The 13,468-nt window shown below is 69.3% G+C and carries 16 protein-coding genes; 10 read left to right on the top strand and 6 right to left on the bottom strand.

Features of this window, described 5'->3' with window-relative positions; all coding sequences use genetic code 11:
* Positions 1 to 154: 154 nt before the first annotated feature.
* The 3 genes from paoA to paoC are packed head-to-tail and all read left to right on the top strand — an operon-like array spanning position 155 to position 3,957.
* Entirely contained in the window at positions 155 to 802 is a 648-nt protein-coding gene (gene paoA / locus KBW98_RS08730) for an aldehyde dehydrogenase iron-sulfur subunit PaoA (protein WP_211519734.1), read from the top strand.
* Entirely contained in the window at positions 799 to 1,752 is a 954-nt protein-coding gene (locus KBW98_RS08725) for a xanthine dehydrogenase family protein subunit M (protein ID WP_211519733.1), read from the top strand. Before paoA ends, KBW98_RS08725 begins: the two co-directional genes overlap by 4 nt.
* A gap of 3 nt (positions 1,753 to 1,755) precedes the next feature.
* Complete coding sequence (gene paoC, locus KBW98_RS08720; RefSeq protein ID WP_211519732.1) at positions 1,756 to 3,957, top strand: aldehyde oxidoreductase molybdenum-binding subunit PaoC; 2,202 nt, start codon at positions 1,756 to 1,758, stop codon at positions 3,955 to 3,957.
* A 210-nt stretch (positions 3,958 to 4,167) separates the two neighbouring features.
* Here the strand turns inward: paoC and KBW98_RS08715 are convergent, their stop codons facing one another.
* A complete protein-coding gene (locus tag KBW98_RS08715; protein ID WP_211519731.1) occupies positions 4,168 to 5,130 on the bottom strand; it encodes a GGDEF domain-containing protein in 963 nt (320 codons plus the stop codon).
* A 167-nt stretch (positions 5,131 to 5,297) separates the two neighbouring features.
* Here KBW98_RS08715 and KBW98_RS08710 point away from each other — a divergent pair, with 167 nt between their 5' ends.
* A complete protein-coding gene (locus KBW98_RS08710) occupies positions 5,298 to 5,831 on the top strand; it encodes a hypothetical protein (RefSeq protein WP_211519730.1) in 534 nt (177 codons plus the stop codon).
* On the opposite strand, the gene KBW98_RS08705 is transcribed toward KBW98_RS08710, so the two are convergent.
* Both KBW98_RS08705 and KBW98_RS08700 read right to left on the bottom strand, forming a co-directional pair.
* Entirely contained in the window at positions 5,828 to 6,037 is a 210-nt protein-coding gene (locus KBW98_RS08705) for a hypothetical protein (protein ID WP_211519729.1), read from the bottom strand. The genes KBW98_RS08710 and KBW98_RS08705 overlap by 4 nt on opposite strands.
* Before the next feature lie 16 nt (positions 6,038 to 6,053).
* Positions 6,054 to 6,455 carry a hypothetical protein gene (locus tag KBW98_RS08700; protein WP_229429066.1) on the bottom strand — a complete coding sequence of 134 codons (402 nt, stop codon included), beginning with the start codon at positions 6,453 to 6,455 and terminating at the stop codon, positions 6,054 to 6,056.
* Positions 6,456 to 6,583: 128 nt separating this feature from the next.
* Between KBW98_RS08700 and KBW98_RS08695 the strand changes: the two genes are divergently transcribed.
* Entirely contained in the window at positions 6,584 to 7,255 is a 672-nt protein-coding gene (locus KBW98_RS08695) for an SOS response-associated peptidase (protein ID WP_211519728.1), read from the top strand.
* A gap of 42 nt (positions 7,256 to 7,297) precedes the next feature.
* On the opposite strand, the gene KBW98_RS08690 is transcribed toward KBW98_RS08695, so the two are convergent.
* Entirely contained in the window at positions 7,298 to 7,699 is a 402-nt protein-coding gene (locus KBW98_RS08690; protein ID WP_211519727.1) for a hypothetical protein, read from the bottom strand.
* Positions 7,700 to 7,928: 229 nt separating this feature from the next.
* Here KBW98_RS08690 and KBW98_RS08685 point away from each other — a divergent pair, with 229 nt between their 5' ends.
* Positions 7,929 to 8,285 carry a DUF1566 domain-containing protein gene (locus KBW98_RS08685; RefSeq protein ID WP_229429065.1) on the top strand — a complete coding sequence of 119 codons (357 nt, stop codon included), beginning with the start codon at positions 7,929 to 7,931 and terminating at the stop codon, positions 8,283 to 8,285.
* Positions 8,286 to 8,322: 37 nt separating this feature from the next.
* Here KBW98_RS08685 and KBW98_RS08680 read toward each other — a convergent pair whose 3' ends face one another.
* On the bottom strand, positions 8,323 to 9,759 hold the full coding sequence (locus tag KBW98_RS08680) for a M20/M25/M40 family metallo-hydrolase (protein ID WP_211519725.1): 1,437 nt from the start codon (positions 9,757 to 9,759) through the stop codon (positions 8,323 to 8,325).
* 94 nt (positions 9,760 to 9,853) lie between these two features.
* Entirely contained in the window at positions 9,854 to 10,990 is a 1,137-nt protein-coding gene (locus tag KBW98_RS08675; RefSeq protein ID WP_211519724.1) for a metallophosphoesterase, read from the bottom strand.
* 211 nt (positions 10,991 to 11,201) lie between these two features.
* Here KBW98_RS08675 and KBW98_RS08670 point away from each other — a divergent pair, with 211 nt between their 5' ends.
* The 4 genes from KBW98_RS08670 to KBW98_RS08655 form a co-directional block, all read left to right on the top strand.
* Positions 11,202 to 11,690 (top strand): glycine zipper domain-containing protein, encoded by a 489-nt coding sequence (locus KBW98_RS08670; RefSeq protein ID WP_211519723.1) that lies wholly within the window; start codon positions 11,202 to 11,204, stop codon positions 11,688 to 11,690.
* A 118-nt stretch (positions 11,691 to 11,808) separates the two neighbouring features.
* Positions 11,809 to 12,255 carry a hypothetical protein gene (locus KBW98_RS08665; RefSeq protein WP_211519722.1) on the top strand — a complete coding sequence of 149 codons (447 nt, stop codon included), beginning with the start codon at positions 11,809 to 11,811 and terminating at the stop codon, positions 12,253 to 12,255.
* A 73-nt stretch (positions 12,256 to 12,328) separates the two neighbouring features.
* Complete coding sequence (locus tag KBW98_RS08660) at positions 12,329 to 13,291, top strand: serine/threonine protein kinase (RefSeq protein WP_211519721.1); 963 nt, start codon at positions 12,329 to 12,331, stop codon at positions 13,289 to 13,291.
* Positions 13,288 to 13,468, top strand: a 181-nt coding sequence (locus KBW98_RS08655) for a hypothetical protein (RefSeq protein ID WP_211519720.1), incomplete at its 3' end; no start/stop codon positions are given. The genes KBW98_RS08660 and KBW98_RS08655, both read left to right, overlap by 4 nt.

The following is a 13,468-nucleotide window of genomic DNA, read 5'->3' as shown; positions in this document are numbered from 1 at the left end:
CGGGCCCCGGCCCCCTACCGATACGCTGCCGCTACGGGCGGTGCCGTGGTAATAGCCGAATCCCTCATTCAGGGCAAGCTTTTCTGGCGGTTCAGCGCACCGGGAGTCCGCCCGGTTCCTGGAAGCCCCTTCGCCACCACAAAGGAACAGGAGCATGCACGATTTCAGCTACGTCAAGATCAGCCGGCGCAATCTCCTGCTCGCAGGAGCCGCGACCATGTCCAGCGCCGCCATCCCCACTAGCGCCGCTGTTGCCGAGGCCGGCGCCGCCGCGCCGGAACGCCCGCCCAGCATCGCCGGGGTCGGCATGAAGGTGAACGGCAAGCCCGTCACCCTGCAGCTCGACACGCGCACCACCCTGCTCGACGCCCTGCGCGAGCACCTGCGCCTGACCGGCACCAAGAAAGGCTGCGACCAGGGCCAGTGCGGCGCCTGCACCGTCATCGTGGACGGCCGCCGCATCAATTCCTGCCTGAGCCTGGCCGTGATGCACGAAGGCGCCGAGGTCACCACCATCGAGGGCCTCGGCAACAAGGACCGCATGCACCCGATGCAGGCGGCCTTCGTCAAGCATGACGGCTACCAGTGCGGCTACTGTACCCCCGGGCAGATCTGTTCGGCCGTGGCCGTGCTCGACGAGATCCGCCAGGGCGTCCCCAGCCATGTCAGCGCCGACCTGAACGCGCGCCCGCTGTTGTCGGCCGACGAAATCCGCGAACGCATGAGCGGCAATATCTGCCGCTGCGGGGCCTACTCGAACATCCTGGAAGCGATTGCCGAAGTCGGGGGAGCGAAAGCATGAAGGCCTTCACCTACCAGCGCGCCGCCAGCGCCGGCGAAGCGGCCGCCGCGGCCGCCAAGACGCCCGGCGCGCGCTTCATCGCCGGCGGCACCAACCTGCTCGACCTGATGAAGCTCGAGATCGAGACGCCCTCCCACCTCATCGATGTCAACGGCCTGGGCTTCGACAAGATCGAAGCCACGCCCGACGGCGGCCTGCGGGTCGGGGCCTTGGTCCGCAACACCGACCTGGCGGCCGATGCGCGCGTGCGGCGCGACTACGGCGTGCTGTCGCGCGCGCTGGTGTCCGGCGCCTCGGGCCAGCTGCGCAACAAGGCAACGACGGCGGGCAACCTGCTGCAGCGCACGCGCTGCTACTACTTCTACGACACCAACATGCCCTGCAACAAGCGCCAGCCCGGCAGCGGTTGCGGCGCCCTGCAGGGCTTCAGCCGCCACCACGCCGTCGTCGGCGCGAGCGAAGCCTGCATCGCCACCCATCCGAGCGACATGGCGGTGGCCATGCGCTTGCTCGACGCCGAAGTCGAAACCGTGCGCGCGGACGGCAAGACGCGCGTGATTCCCATCGCCGACTTCCACCGCCTGCCGGGCAACACGCCCCACATCGAACACGCCCTGGAACCCGGCGAACTGATTACCGCCGTCAAGCTGCCCAAGCCGGCCGGCGGCGTCCAGGTCTACCGCAAGGTGCGCGACCGCTCGTCCTACGCTTTTGCCCTGGTGTCGGTGGCGGCCGTCGTCCAGCCGGACGGCAGCGGCCGCGTGGCGCTGGGCGGCGTGGCGCACAAGCCCTGGCGGGTCGAGGCCGCCGAAGCCCGCCTGCCGGCCGGCGCCGGCGCCGTGGCCGAGCTGCTGCTGGCAGGCAGCAAGACCACCGAACACAACGCCTTCAAGCTGCCGCTGGTGCAGCGCACCCTGGCCGCCGTGCTGAACGACCTCAAGCGAGTCTGAGCCATGAAATTCACGACACCAGCCACCCGCAACCCCATCGACCAGCTCAAGGTGGTCGGCCGCCCGACGGACCGCATCGACGGACCGCTCAAGTGCACCGGCGCCGCGCCCTATGCCTACGAGCGGCACGACATCGCCCCGCATGCCGCCCACGGCTACATCGTCGGCGCGGGCGTCGCCAAGGGACGTATCGCCTCGATCGACACCGCAGCCGCGCGCCGCGCGCCGGGCGTGCTCGCGGTCGTCACGGCCGCCAGCGCCGGCAAGCTCACCAAGGGCAAGTTCAACACCGCCCACCTGCTGGGCGGACCGGAGATCCAGCACTACCACCAGGCTGTCGCCGTCGTGGTGGCCGAGACCTTCGAACAGGCGCGCGCCGCCGCCGGCCTAGTGCGGGTGCGCTACGCGAAGCAGCCCGGACGCTACGACCTGGCCGCCGCCAAGGCGTCGGCCGGCGTACCCAAGACCGAGGACAAACCGGATACCAGGGTCGGCGACTTCGCCCGCGCCTTCGAGGAGGCGCCGGTCAGGCTGGACGCCACCTACACCACGCCCGACCAGTCGCACGCCATGATGGAGCCGCATGCGACCCTGGCGCTGTGGGAAGGCGGCAAGCTGACGGTCTATACGGCGAACCAGATGGTCAACTGGGGACGCAAGGACCTGGCGCGCACGCTCGGCCTGCCGCCCGCCAATGTGCGCCTGGTGTCGCCCTTCGTCGGCGGCGGCTTCGGCGGCAAGCTGTTCCTGCGCGCCGAGGCCATCTGCGCGGCGCTGGGGGCGCGCGCCGCCAAGCGGCCGGTGAAGGTGGCCCTGCAGCGCGCGCTCATGATCAACAACACCACCCACCGCCCGGCGACCATCCAGCGCATCCGCATCGGCGCGGCGCGCGACGGCAAGATCAGCGCGATCGCCCACGAAAGCTGGTCCGGCGACCTGCCCGGCGGCCAGCCCGAAACCGCCGTCCAGCAGACCCGCCTGCTGTATGCCGGGGCCAACCGCATGACCTCGCTGCGCCTGGCCACGCTCGACCTGCCCGAGGCCAACGCCATGCGCGCGCCGGGCGAGGCGCCGGGCATGATGGCGCTCGAGATCGCGATCGATGAGATGGCGGAGAAGCTGAACATGGATCCGGTCGCCTTCCGCATCCTGAACGACACCAAGGTCGACCCGGAAAAGCCGAGCCGCCCGTTCTCGGAGCGGCGCTTCGCGGAATGCCTGCGCCTGGGCGCCGAACGCTTCGGCTGGAAGAGCCGCAACCCGCGCCCCGGCAAGGTACGCGACGGGCGCTGGCTGGTCGGCCTGGGCATGGCGGCCGCCTTCCGCAACAACTTGGTGATGAAGTCGGGCGCGCGTGTCCGGCTCGAGCGCGACGGCAAGATCGTCGTCGAGACCGACATGACCGACATCGGCACCGGCAGCTATACCATCATCGCCCAGACCGCCGCCGAGATGATGGGCGTGCCGCTCGAGCGGGTGACGGTGCGTCTGGGCGACTCCGACTTCCCCGTGTCCGCGGGTTCAGGCGGCCAATGGGGCGGCAACAGCTCCACCGCGGGCGTCTACGCCGCCTGCGTCAAGCTGCGCGAAGCGATTGCGGCACGCCTGGGCGTGGTCGAGGCCGAAGCCCAGTTCGCGGACGGCGCGGTTAGCGGCGGCGGACGCACGGTGCCGCTGGCCGAGCTGGCGGCCGGCGCCGAACTCGCCGGCGAGGACAGCCTCGAGTACGGCGACCTGGACAAGAAGTTCCAGCAATCGACCTTCGGCGGCCACTTCGTCGAGGTGGCGGTCGACGCCTACACCGGCGAAACACGGGTGCGCCGCATGCTGGCGGTCTGCGCCGCCGGCCGCATCCTCAATCCCAAGTCCGCACGCAGCCAGGTGATCGGCGCCATGACCATGGGCGTGGGCGCGGCCCTGATGGAGGAGCTGGTGGTCGACGGGCGCCACGGCTTCTTCGTGAACCACGACCTGGCCAGCTACGAGGTGCCGGTGCATGCCGACATCCCGCACCAGGACGTGATCTTCCTCGACGAGACCGATCCGGTGTCCTCGCCGATGAAGGCCAAGGGCGTGGGCGAGCTGGGCATCTGCGGGGTGGCGGCGGCGGTGGCGAATGCGATCTATAACGCGACCGGGGTGCGGGTGCGCGATTATCCGATCACGCTGGACAAGCTGATTGCGAAGATGCCGATGCCGGCCTGAGACTTGGTTCGGTGTGACGTCGCAGTTGGCCTACGTTACAGTGTCAGCTTGAAAACCTCATACGCGCCACTGGCGCCTATGACTTCCGGCGAAGGCCGGAATGCAAGTTCTGCATGCGCCGACACAACGCTACGAACTTGGGCCCCGGCCTCCGCCGGGGCGACGGTTTTTCAGCTAACCACGTCATCGCGGTCACGCCCTGTGCCTCGGTCAGGAGCCATCCCCATCGGCCACCACCCGGTTCCGCCCACCGCGCTTGGCCGCATACAAGGCCTTGTCCGCCGCCTCGATCAGCGCCGCCGGTTCATTCAAGCGGTCCTTCTCGAAGCTCGCCACGCCGATACTCAGGGTCACCATCGGATGCACCGCCGCCGGCGCATGCTCCAGGGCCAGCCCCGCCACGTGCTCGCGGATCGCGTTGGCATGGGCGCGCGCCTGCTCGAGCGAGGTGTCCGGCAGGATGGCCGCGAACTCCTCGCCGCCGTAGCGCGCCGCCACGTCCGCCGGGCGTTTCAGCATGCTTGCCAGCGCCTGTGCCACCGTGGTCAGGCAGCTGTCGCCCTGCTGGTGGCCGAAGTGGTCGTTGTAGGCCTTGAAGGAATCGATGTCGACCAGCAGCAGCGACAGGTCGCCGTCCGCGCGCTGGGCGCGGCGCAGCTCGCGTTCCAGCGCCACGTCGAAGTGGCGGCGGTTGGCGATGCCCGTCAGGCCGTCGACATACGAGCGGGCGCGCAGCGATTCCGCATGGTCCATCAGCTTGCGCTCGCGCACCGCCGAGCCACTGACGTCGCGGATCTCGATCATGCAGCAACGCTCGCCGTCATCGCTGAAGGGCGTTACCGAGACCGCCTGCTCGATCAGCGCGCCGTCGAAGCTGCCCGCCTCGCGCAGCGGGAAGGGGGTACGCTCCTGGGACTGGGGGATGGTGGTGGCGATGCCTTCGGTGAGTGCGGCCAGCACCGCCGCCTCGATGCGCGAGCCGCGCAGGGCCGGGAACACGTCGAACAGGGGCTGTCCCTGCACCCGGGCCGCGGAGCGGCCGGAGCGTGGCACCATCCAACTGTTCCACAGGGCGATGTCTTGCTGGCTGTCGACCACGACGATGCCGCTGTCGACCAGGTTCAGGACGCGCGCCGCAAACCCGGCGCCGGCTACAGGCTTCGAAATGAGCACGGACAATAAGAAATAATAGTTAAACAACGGAAACAAGCCGGGTGGATGATACCGGAATTTCAACAGTTTGCGCGAAGTTTGGCAGCCCGCACGCCCATGCGCACGCTTGAACCGCGGTTCCGCAAGGCTGTGCTATGGTTAGCACAAGCACAATATTCTTGCAGACTATGAACACCGACAATGTGTTGGCGTTTGAACGCCGCGCCCCGCCCTCCCCGCCGGCCGACTTCGATGCGGTCCATGCGCTCCGCACCTGCCGTTCCCTGATGCAGAGCCTGGGCCAGTACGACCTGTCCGAGATTGTCTACGAAGCCTGCGTCGCGATGCTGCTGGTGAACCTGCACGACCTGCTGCAGACGGCCAGGGCGATCGGCAAGCCGCTGGTGTTTGCCGAATACCTGGATCCGAAGGAAGACGCGACCAACATCACGGAACTGGTGGCGAAGTGCCGCAACGCGGCCTGCCATGTGTGGACCAAGTCGAGCGCGACCAAGTCGACCGTGTACCGCTTCTACCGGGTGGCCGGTTATTGCCCGCGCGCGACCGTGCTGGACGACAAGCCGCTGGGCTGCGACTACCACGACGACGTCGCCGTGTACTACGGACGCCACCGGCTTTACCTGAAACGGCACGTGCAGCGCGCCATCGACGAGCTGGCGCTGCTCTTCGGGGGCGCTGCGCCGGCGGCGCCGGCGCCCTAGCCGGGTGTGTGGACCATTTGCCAGGCCACCGCCACGCAGACGATGCCGACAAATAGCAGCAGGCCGTAGACGAACCAGCGCATCGAGTTCGCCAGTCCGCTGACGGCGCGGCTCGCTTCGTCGTTGAGCTTGCCGCGCCGGCGCGCCGCGTTCATCAGCATGGAAATGAAGACGAACGAGGTCGCGAGGATCAATACCGCTTTCATGGGTTTCCCGAGCGCGCTAGGTGCGCGCGGCAACCAGGGCCAGCGCCACCAGGGCCAGCACCGACGACACGCCGGTTGCGACGCCCAGCCACAGCATGCGGGTCCGGATCACATCCATCTTGGCGATGAGCTGGGCGTTCTGGTCGGCCAGGTTGGCGATGATCTCGGAGGCCGAGAGCATCTGCCCGCGCAGCTCGCCCACCGTGGTTTCGTTCTTGTCCAGGCGCGCCATGACGATGCCGAACACGTCTTCCTGGGGCTCGATCTCGTCGATGATGGGGCCGGGCGGCGGCATGGTGCCGGACCTGCGCGCCACGGTGTCCCACAGGCGGCGCGCGCCGGTGGCCACTTGCGGCGCGGCGTGGATCACCTCGCTCCACGGCACGGTCTTCAATACCTTCCACCAGCCTGCTGCCATACCTGCTCCTTGTCGTCGTAACCAGCGATGTATACCTGAGCATACCATCGCGGGCCGGGACGGCCAAACGGCGCACGGCTGGCGGACAGCGTGCGTGCCTCCTCCGGCGCTTGCGGTAGGATGGGGCCATGTGTGGACGATTTGACCAGAGCCAGACGGCGCGCTACTACGCCAACGCCTTCGGCTGGGCGGACGCCGTGTACGACAGCGAATCCGACCCGGCCTATAACGTCGCGCCCGGCACCTACCGGCCGGTGATGCACGTGCAGGACGGCGAGCACCGGGTCGACGACGTGTTCTGGAGCTACCAGGCGCGCTGGGCCAAGGACAAGGTTCCCATCTGCATCAACGCACGCATGGAAAAGCTGACCAACCGCTACTGGCGCGCCCTGCTCAAGTCCGGGCGCGGCGTGGTCGCGGCCGACGGCTGGTACGAATGGACCGGCGAGAAAGGCCACAAGCAGCCCTGGCACATCCACCGCAAGGACCGCGCCCCGCTCTACATGCTGGCCCTGGCCAACTTCGGCGGCTTCACCGAGAACCGGGCCGAAGCCGGCTTCGTGCTGATCACCGACGACGCCACCGGCGGCATGCTCGACATCCACGACCGCCGCCCGGTGGTGCTCGACGCGGCCGACGCGGCGCTGTGGCTCGACCCGGCCCTGTCGCCGGACGAAGCGGTGCAACTGGCGCGCCGCGCCGCCCTGCCGCCCGAGGCCTTCGAATGGCACAAGGTCAGCACGGCCGTGAACCGCGCCGGGGCCGACGGGCCGCAGATCGCGCTGCCGATCGACGACTAGGCAGCGAAGGCCGTGCCCCGGTTCATCGTATTGCCGGGGCAATCAGATGCGGTCCGGCCCCGGCCCGGCGGCGACGAAGATACGCGCCGAGCCGGACGCGGCGACGTTCGAGCCCACTGCGGGAGCTGTCAATTCCAGCGCAGCCGGCGGAGCTTGTTCCGCAGGCGCCGGTGCAGCCTGGACGGGAGCCTGCTCGGCCACCGCCTCGGCTTCCACCGGCACCGCCGGCGCGTTCACATCCGGTTCATCGGCAGCGGCCGCACCCGCGACCGGCGCCGCGGCCACCGTCTTGCTGTCGAGGACTTCGGCCGCCGTCTGCGTTACCAAGCCATGCTCGCGCCTTGCTCCATCGTTGCCGCCGCAGCCGGCCAGCATGGATGCGGCGAAGCAGCCCAGCAGCGCATGGGTACGGAGTGTCGAGACGATCGCAGCGAGTTTTGCCATGAGAGCTTCCTTACCTGAGAAGTGAACGTACTCCTTTGAGCGAAGGAAACTGCCCAAGTTCAACTTTTCTGAAAGAAATTCTCTTGAGGTAGCAAAAACGGAGGACGATTTCCTGATAGAAATCAAACGTTTGCATGATCCAGATCGCAAGATCCACGCAACTAAGTGGCGAAGCCGACGGTCGAAACGGACTGCCACCAAACGCGAAGAGGACTCCATGGGCGAATACATGCAAATCCGGGGAATGCTGAAGGAAGGCGAGCATTACGCTGGCCTCATCCTGGGCAAGAACGAACCCGACTATCACCTGATCCTGCTGCCGGACGACGCGGCGGATGTCAGCTGGCCGGCGGCCTGCGACTGGGCCATGCAGAACGGCGGCGCGCTGCCGACGCGGCGCGAACTGGCGCTGCTCTTCGCCAACCTGCGCGAATCCTTCCAGCGCGAATGGTACTGGTCGAGCGAGCCGCACGAAACCCGGGTCCAGCTGGTCTGGGGCCAGAACTTCGCCAGCGGCATCCAGACCATCTACGGGCGCCCCTACCGCGGCCACGCGCGCGCGGTCAGGCGCATTCCGAGCGTCTGATCGCGCGGCCGCGCGCCCCGCTGCGTGTCCGGGCGGATCAGCGCTCGGGCACGCTGGCGCGGCCGATCGGCTGCTCCATGTTGGCCAGGAACCAGGCTGTGGCCGTCATCACCGCGACGTGGCGGCGCAAATGGTCCGGGTCCACCTTGTCCAGTGTATCGGCCGGGGTGTGGTGATAGTCGAAGTAGGCCGAGGTGTCGATCAGCGGCGCAAAGCTGGGCACGCCCGCGCGCTCCAGGCCCGACAAGTCGCCGGTCTGCAAGGCGTCCTGGCGCTGGAACACGCCCGCGCCTAGCGGCTGCAGGGCCGCTTGCAGCGGGCCGAACAGCTTCATGGCCCCCGGCGCGGCGCTGGTGCGCATGCCGAAGGGGCGGCCGACGCCGTTGTCGCTTTCGATCGCGCCGAAATGCTTGCCGACATTGGCCTGCTCGGCAGCCAGGTAGCCGCGCGCACCGCGGGTGCCGTTCTCCTCGTTCATCCAGGCGATCATGCGGATCGTGCGGCGCGGCCGGTAGTCGAGCTTTTTCAGGGTCTCGATCACGGCCATGGCGCTGGCCACACCGCCGGCGTCGTCATGCGCGCCGGTCGCCAGGTCCCAGGAATCCAGGTGGCCCGAGACGATCACGATCTCGTCGGCCTTGTCGGTACCCGGCAGGTCGGCGATCACATTGAAACTGTCGGCGTCCGGCAGCGTCTGGGGCGTGAGCACCAGGCGCATGCTGAGCGGGCCGCGCTTGGCCAGGCGCGCCATCAGCATCGCGTCCTCGGCCGTGACGGCCGCCGCCGGGATGCGCGCGCCATCGGCCAGGCCGGTGCCGCCCGTATGCGGCAGGCGGTAGCTCGCGCCGCCCACCGAGCGCACCAGCACGGCGCTGGCGCCCAGCTCGGCCGCCAGGCGCGGGCCATCGCGGCGGTAGGCCGAACCCTGGCCATAGGCCGGGCCCGCCAGGCCGCGGTCGGCCATGTGCTGGTCGAACGCCACGTCGAACAGCACGATCTTGCCCTTCACCTCGGCCGCGCGCGCCTTGAGCTCGTCGAAATGGCTCAGCACCAGCACCGGCGCCGTCACGCCGGCGGCCGGGGTGGCGCCCGACCCGCCCAGCGCGGTCAGCACGACGCGCTGGGTGATGCCCTTCGGCCGGCCCGTGTACTCGACCAGCTCGCCGGTCTCCACGCCGCGCACCCAGTGCGGCACCTTGACCGGCTGCAGGCTCACCTTGGCGCCCAGCTTGCGCATGGCCTCGGCCACCTGGGTCACGGCCGCGGCGGCGCCCGGCGAGCCCGACAGGCGCGGGCCGATCAGGTCGGTCATGTCGGCCGTGCGTTCCCAGGCATAGTCGCTCGCCATCGCGGCGTCGCGGATCTTCGCCAGCGCCGCCGGATCGTTACCGGGGCTGGCGGCGAAGGCAGGCAGGCTCAACAGGCTGGCGGCAAGGACGCTCAAGAAGGGAAGACAGCAGCAGCGGCGGTTCATGCGTTCGGATCCTCAATCAGGTCAAAGGATGCCAACGATAACGCATCGCGCCGGTTTCTGCAGGGCTTTTGTTGCCGTCTTTACATGATTAGGGCTAGGCCGGCACCAGGCGCACCAGGGTGATCTCGGACGGCGCCCCGAAGCGCTTCGGCGGTCCCCAGTAACCGGTGCCGCGGCTGGTGTAGACCCACATGTCGCGCACCCGTTTCAGGCCGGCCACGAAGGGTTGCTGCAGGGGCACGAACAAATTCCACGGGAAGAACTGGCCGCCATGGGTGTGGCCGGACAGCTGCAGGTCGAAGCCGGCGGCCGCGGCCTCGGGCGCGCTGCGCGGCTGGTGCGCCAGCAGCACCCGCACGTCGACGTCCTGCGGAGCCCCGGCGGCGGCGGCGCGCGGATCGCTGCGGTGGGCCGGGTTGAAATGGTGGGCGGTATAGTCGGCCACGCCGGCGATCATCAGCGCCGCGCCGCCGCGCCGCCGCACCACGTGCTGGTTGAGCAGCACGGTCACGCCCAGGCGCCTGACCTCGGCGATCCACTCTTCCGCGCCGGAATAATATTCATGGTTGCCGGTGACGAAGAAGACGCCGTCCGGCGCCGCCAGGCGCGCCAGCGGCTGGGTATGCAGGGCCAGGCGCTGCACGCTGCCGTCCACCAGGTCGCCGGTGATCGCGATCGCATCCGCGCGCAGGCCGTTGACCTTGTTGACGACGGCGTTCAGGAAGGCGCGCTTGATGGTCGGGCCCACGTGGATGTCCGAGATCTGGGCGATGGCGTAGCCGTCGAGCGCCGGCGGCAGGTTGACGATCGGCACGTCGACCTTGACCACGCGCGCCACCCGCCGGGCGTTGACGAAGCCGACCAGGGTCACCGTCGCCGCCACCAGCGGCACGGCCAGCGCGCTGCCCTGCCTGAACTCCGGACCCAGGGCGCCGGCTGCCAGCAAGCCCAGCAGCACCAGGTCGCGCAGCAGGGTCGTCACCAGCAGCGAGGAAAAGAAGCCCATCGACAACAGGCCGGCCCAGGCCACCAGTTCCGACCAGCGCCGGCGCCGCAGCGAGGCCGACATCAGCCCTACCGGCACCAGCACGGTCAGGAGCACCAGGGCCAGCACCGCCGCGATGCCCCCGGCCAGGCCCAGGGCGAGGTCGGGCAGCAGGCGCATGCCGATGTATACCTGGAGCAGGACGAGCAGGGACAGGAGGATCACGAAGCTGCGGCTGGGTCGCATGGAGGCTGGCTGTGAGGGAAGATGCAGGCTAGATGGGGCGGCGGCGCGCCACTGCAAGGGCGCGGAGCGGTCCGCGGCGCAATGTTACAGTGCCGCCCCAGTTGTAAAAATCTGTATTAACAGATGGCATCCTCCCGGACGGCAACTATAGTGGGCTCATACCCCGCGTCGCAGCGATCATCCGATCACCGCAGGGACGAAAGGAAAAGCCATGTTGAATTCGAAAACCTTTGGTGCGGTCTTGCTGGCGGCCGCCGCCGCTTCGCCGGCGGCCATGGCTGGCGACCGCGGTGTGAACACGGCAGTGGGCGCGGTGCTCGGCGCGGCGATCGGCCACAGCGCCGGCGGTACCGAGGGCGCCATCGTCGGCGGCGTGCTGGGCGCGGCGGTGGGCAATTCGATCTCATCGCGCGACGACCGCCGCCATTACGACAACCGCGGCTACTACGACAATCGCGGCTACTACGACAACCGCGGCTACGTGACCAGCAACTACCGTCCGGCGCCCGTCTATGTCCAGCCGCGTCCGGTGTACGTGCAGCCGCGCCCGGTCTATGTCGAGTCGCGTCCGGTGTATGTCCAGCCGCGTCCGGTCTACGTCCATCCGGGCCGCGGCCATGGCCACGGCCACCGCGACTGGGACCGCCATGACCGCCGCGACCGCTGGGACCGCGACGACCGCGGCTACTACGGCCGCTGATCCGAGAAACCGCCCGCGAGGGCGGTTTTTTGTTGGCGCCGCTATCCCATGCACTGCGCATTGCCACCGCGAAGGAACGGTGCGACTATGTCGTTTTGATATCGCTAACTACTCCCGTATGGGCTACCACCTCACCATCCTGCGCTCCACGTCCGACGGCGTGATCCCCATCGCACTCGGGGAGGCGAAGCTGGCGGCGTCCGGCCTGGGCTGGCGCTTCCACGACGATCCGCCCGGCTTTACCCGCGTCGCGCACGCCGGCAGCTGCACCGTCTGGCACCAGGACGGCGAACTGTGGACATCCAGCCCGGACGAAGCACACCTGCCCCACCTGGTCCTGCTGGCCGAGGTGCTGGGCGCGCGCCTGCGCGGCGACGAATTCGAAACCTACGACAGCAGCGCCGCCACCTATTCCCATCCGCACGACCTGCGCCTGAAGCAGGAAGCCATCGCGGCTTCGGAAGCCTTGCTCGCTCCCTTGCAACGGGAACAGCGCCTGATCCGCAACGGCATCGTCCTGTTCTTCGTCCTGCTGGGCGCCGCCGGCTACTACCTGGCGCGCTGAGCACACAGACCTTTTCACCCTCCCCCCGCTGAGCCACGGCATCGGCGCCGCATGCGCCAGGCTGGGGGACACCATGTACGAAGCAGGCAGCATCGTTGCGCTTTCGGGCGGCCACTACCGGCTGTGCGAGCCGCTGGCGGGCGCCAGCTACGGCGTCGTCTGGCGCGCGGAGGCCGCCAGCGCGCCGGGCGCAGGCGTCGCCCTCAAGCTGGTCAACCTGGAACAGATGGCGCGCGCGCCGCAGGCGCTGCGCGAGCGCTGGCTGGACAGCGCCCGGACCGAACTGGCCTTCCTGCGCACCCTGGCGCCCTGGGACGGCCGCCACATCGTGCGCCTGCTCGACAGCGGCGAGCACCAGGGCATGCCGGCACTGGCGCTGGAGCTGCTCGACGGCGACCTCGCCACCCACCTGGCGGCCGAGCAGGCCGCCGGGCGCCAGGTCGCTCCCCTGCAGGCGCTCGGCTGGGCCGGGCAAGTCAACCAGGCGCTGGAGAAGGTGCATGCCTACGGCTGGCGCTATCTCGACCTCAAGCCCGGCAACCTGCTGTTCGAGCGCGCCACCGGCGCCATCAAGCTGGCCGACTTCGGCACCAACCGCCGGCTCGACGACCTGCGCGCGCATTCCTATGCCGGTACCGCCAACTGGCAGGCCCCCGAACAGTTCTTCCCGGACGGCGACGGCTACCTGACCGGCGCCGCCTGCGATTACTTCGCCCTCGGCGCCCTGCTCTACTACCTGCTCTGCGGCCGCCTGCTGCGCTACAGCGCCGCCTGCGGCCAGGCCTGGCAGCTGCATGGCCGAGAGGCGGCCGCCGCGCTGGCGGAGCACGGCCGCCCGCCCATCCTGCAGGCCGACGAGGCCGCGCTGTTCGCCGAGCGCATCGGGCCGGCGGCCGCGACCCCGGCGCTGACCCTGCTGCGCCGCCTGCTGGCCCACCGTCCCGCCGACCGCCCGCGTCATGCGCTCGAGATCAGCCGCCTGCTGGGCGCCGCGGCGAATGCACTGCGCCAGCCCCCGGTGCGGAGCGCCGCATGATCGCCGCCGTCCGCCGCCGCATCCTGCCGCTTGCGCTGCTCGCGGTGCTGTGCGCGCTCCAGTTGCTGGCCTTGCTGCGCGCGCCGGCGGCCTGGATGCCGGCCGCGATCGAAGTCAGCCTGAGTCCCGGCGCGACGCTCGCACTGGGCGCGCAGGAACTCGCCGCCCCGCGCGCGG

Origin of the sequence: Massilia sp. ST3, assembly GCF_018119405.1 — a bacterium.
GTDB lineage: Bacteria > Pseudomonadota > Gammaproteobacteria > Burkholderiales > Burkholderiaceae_D > Telluria.
The sequence above is the reverse complement of the archived record's forward strand: the minus strand, read 5'-3'. Positions and strand labels throughout refer to the sequence as shown.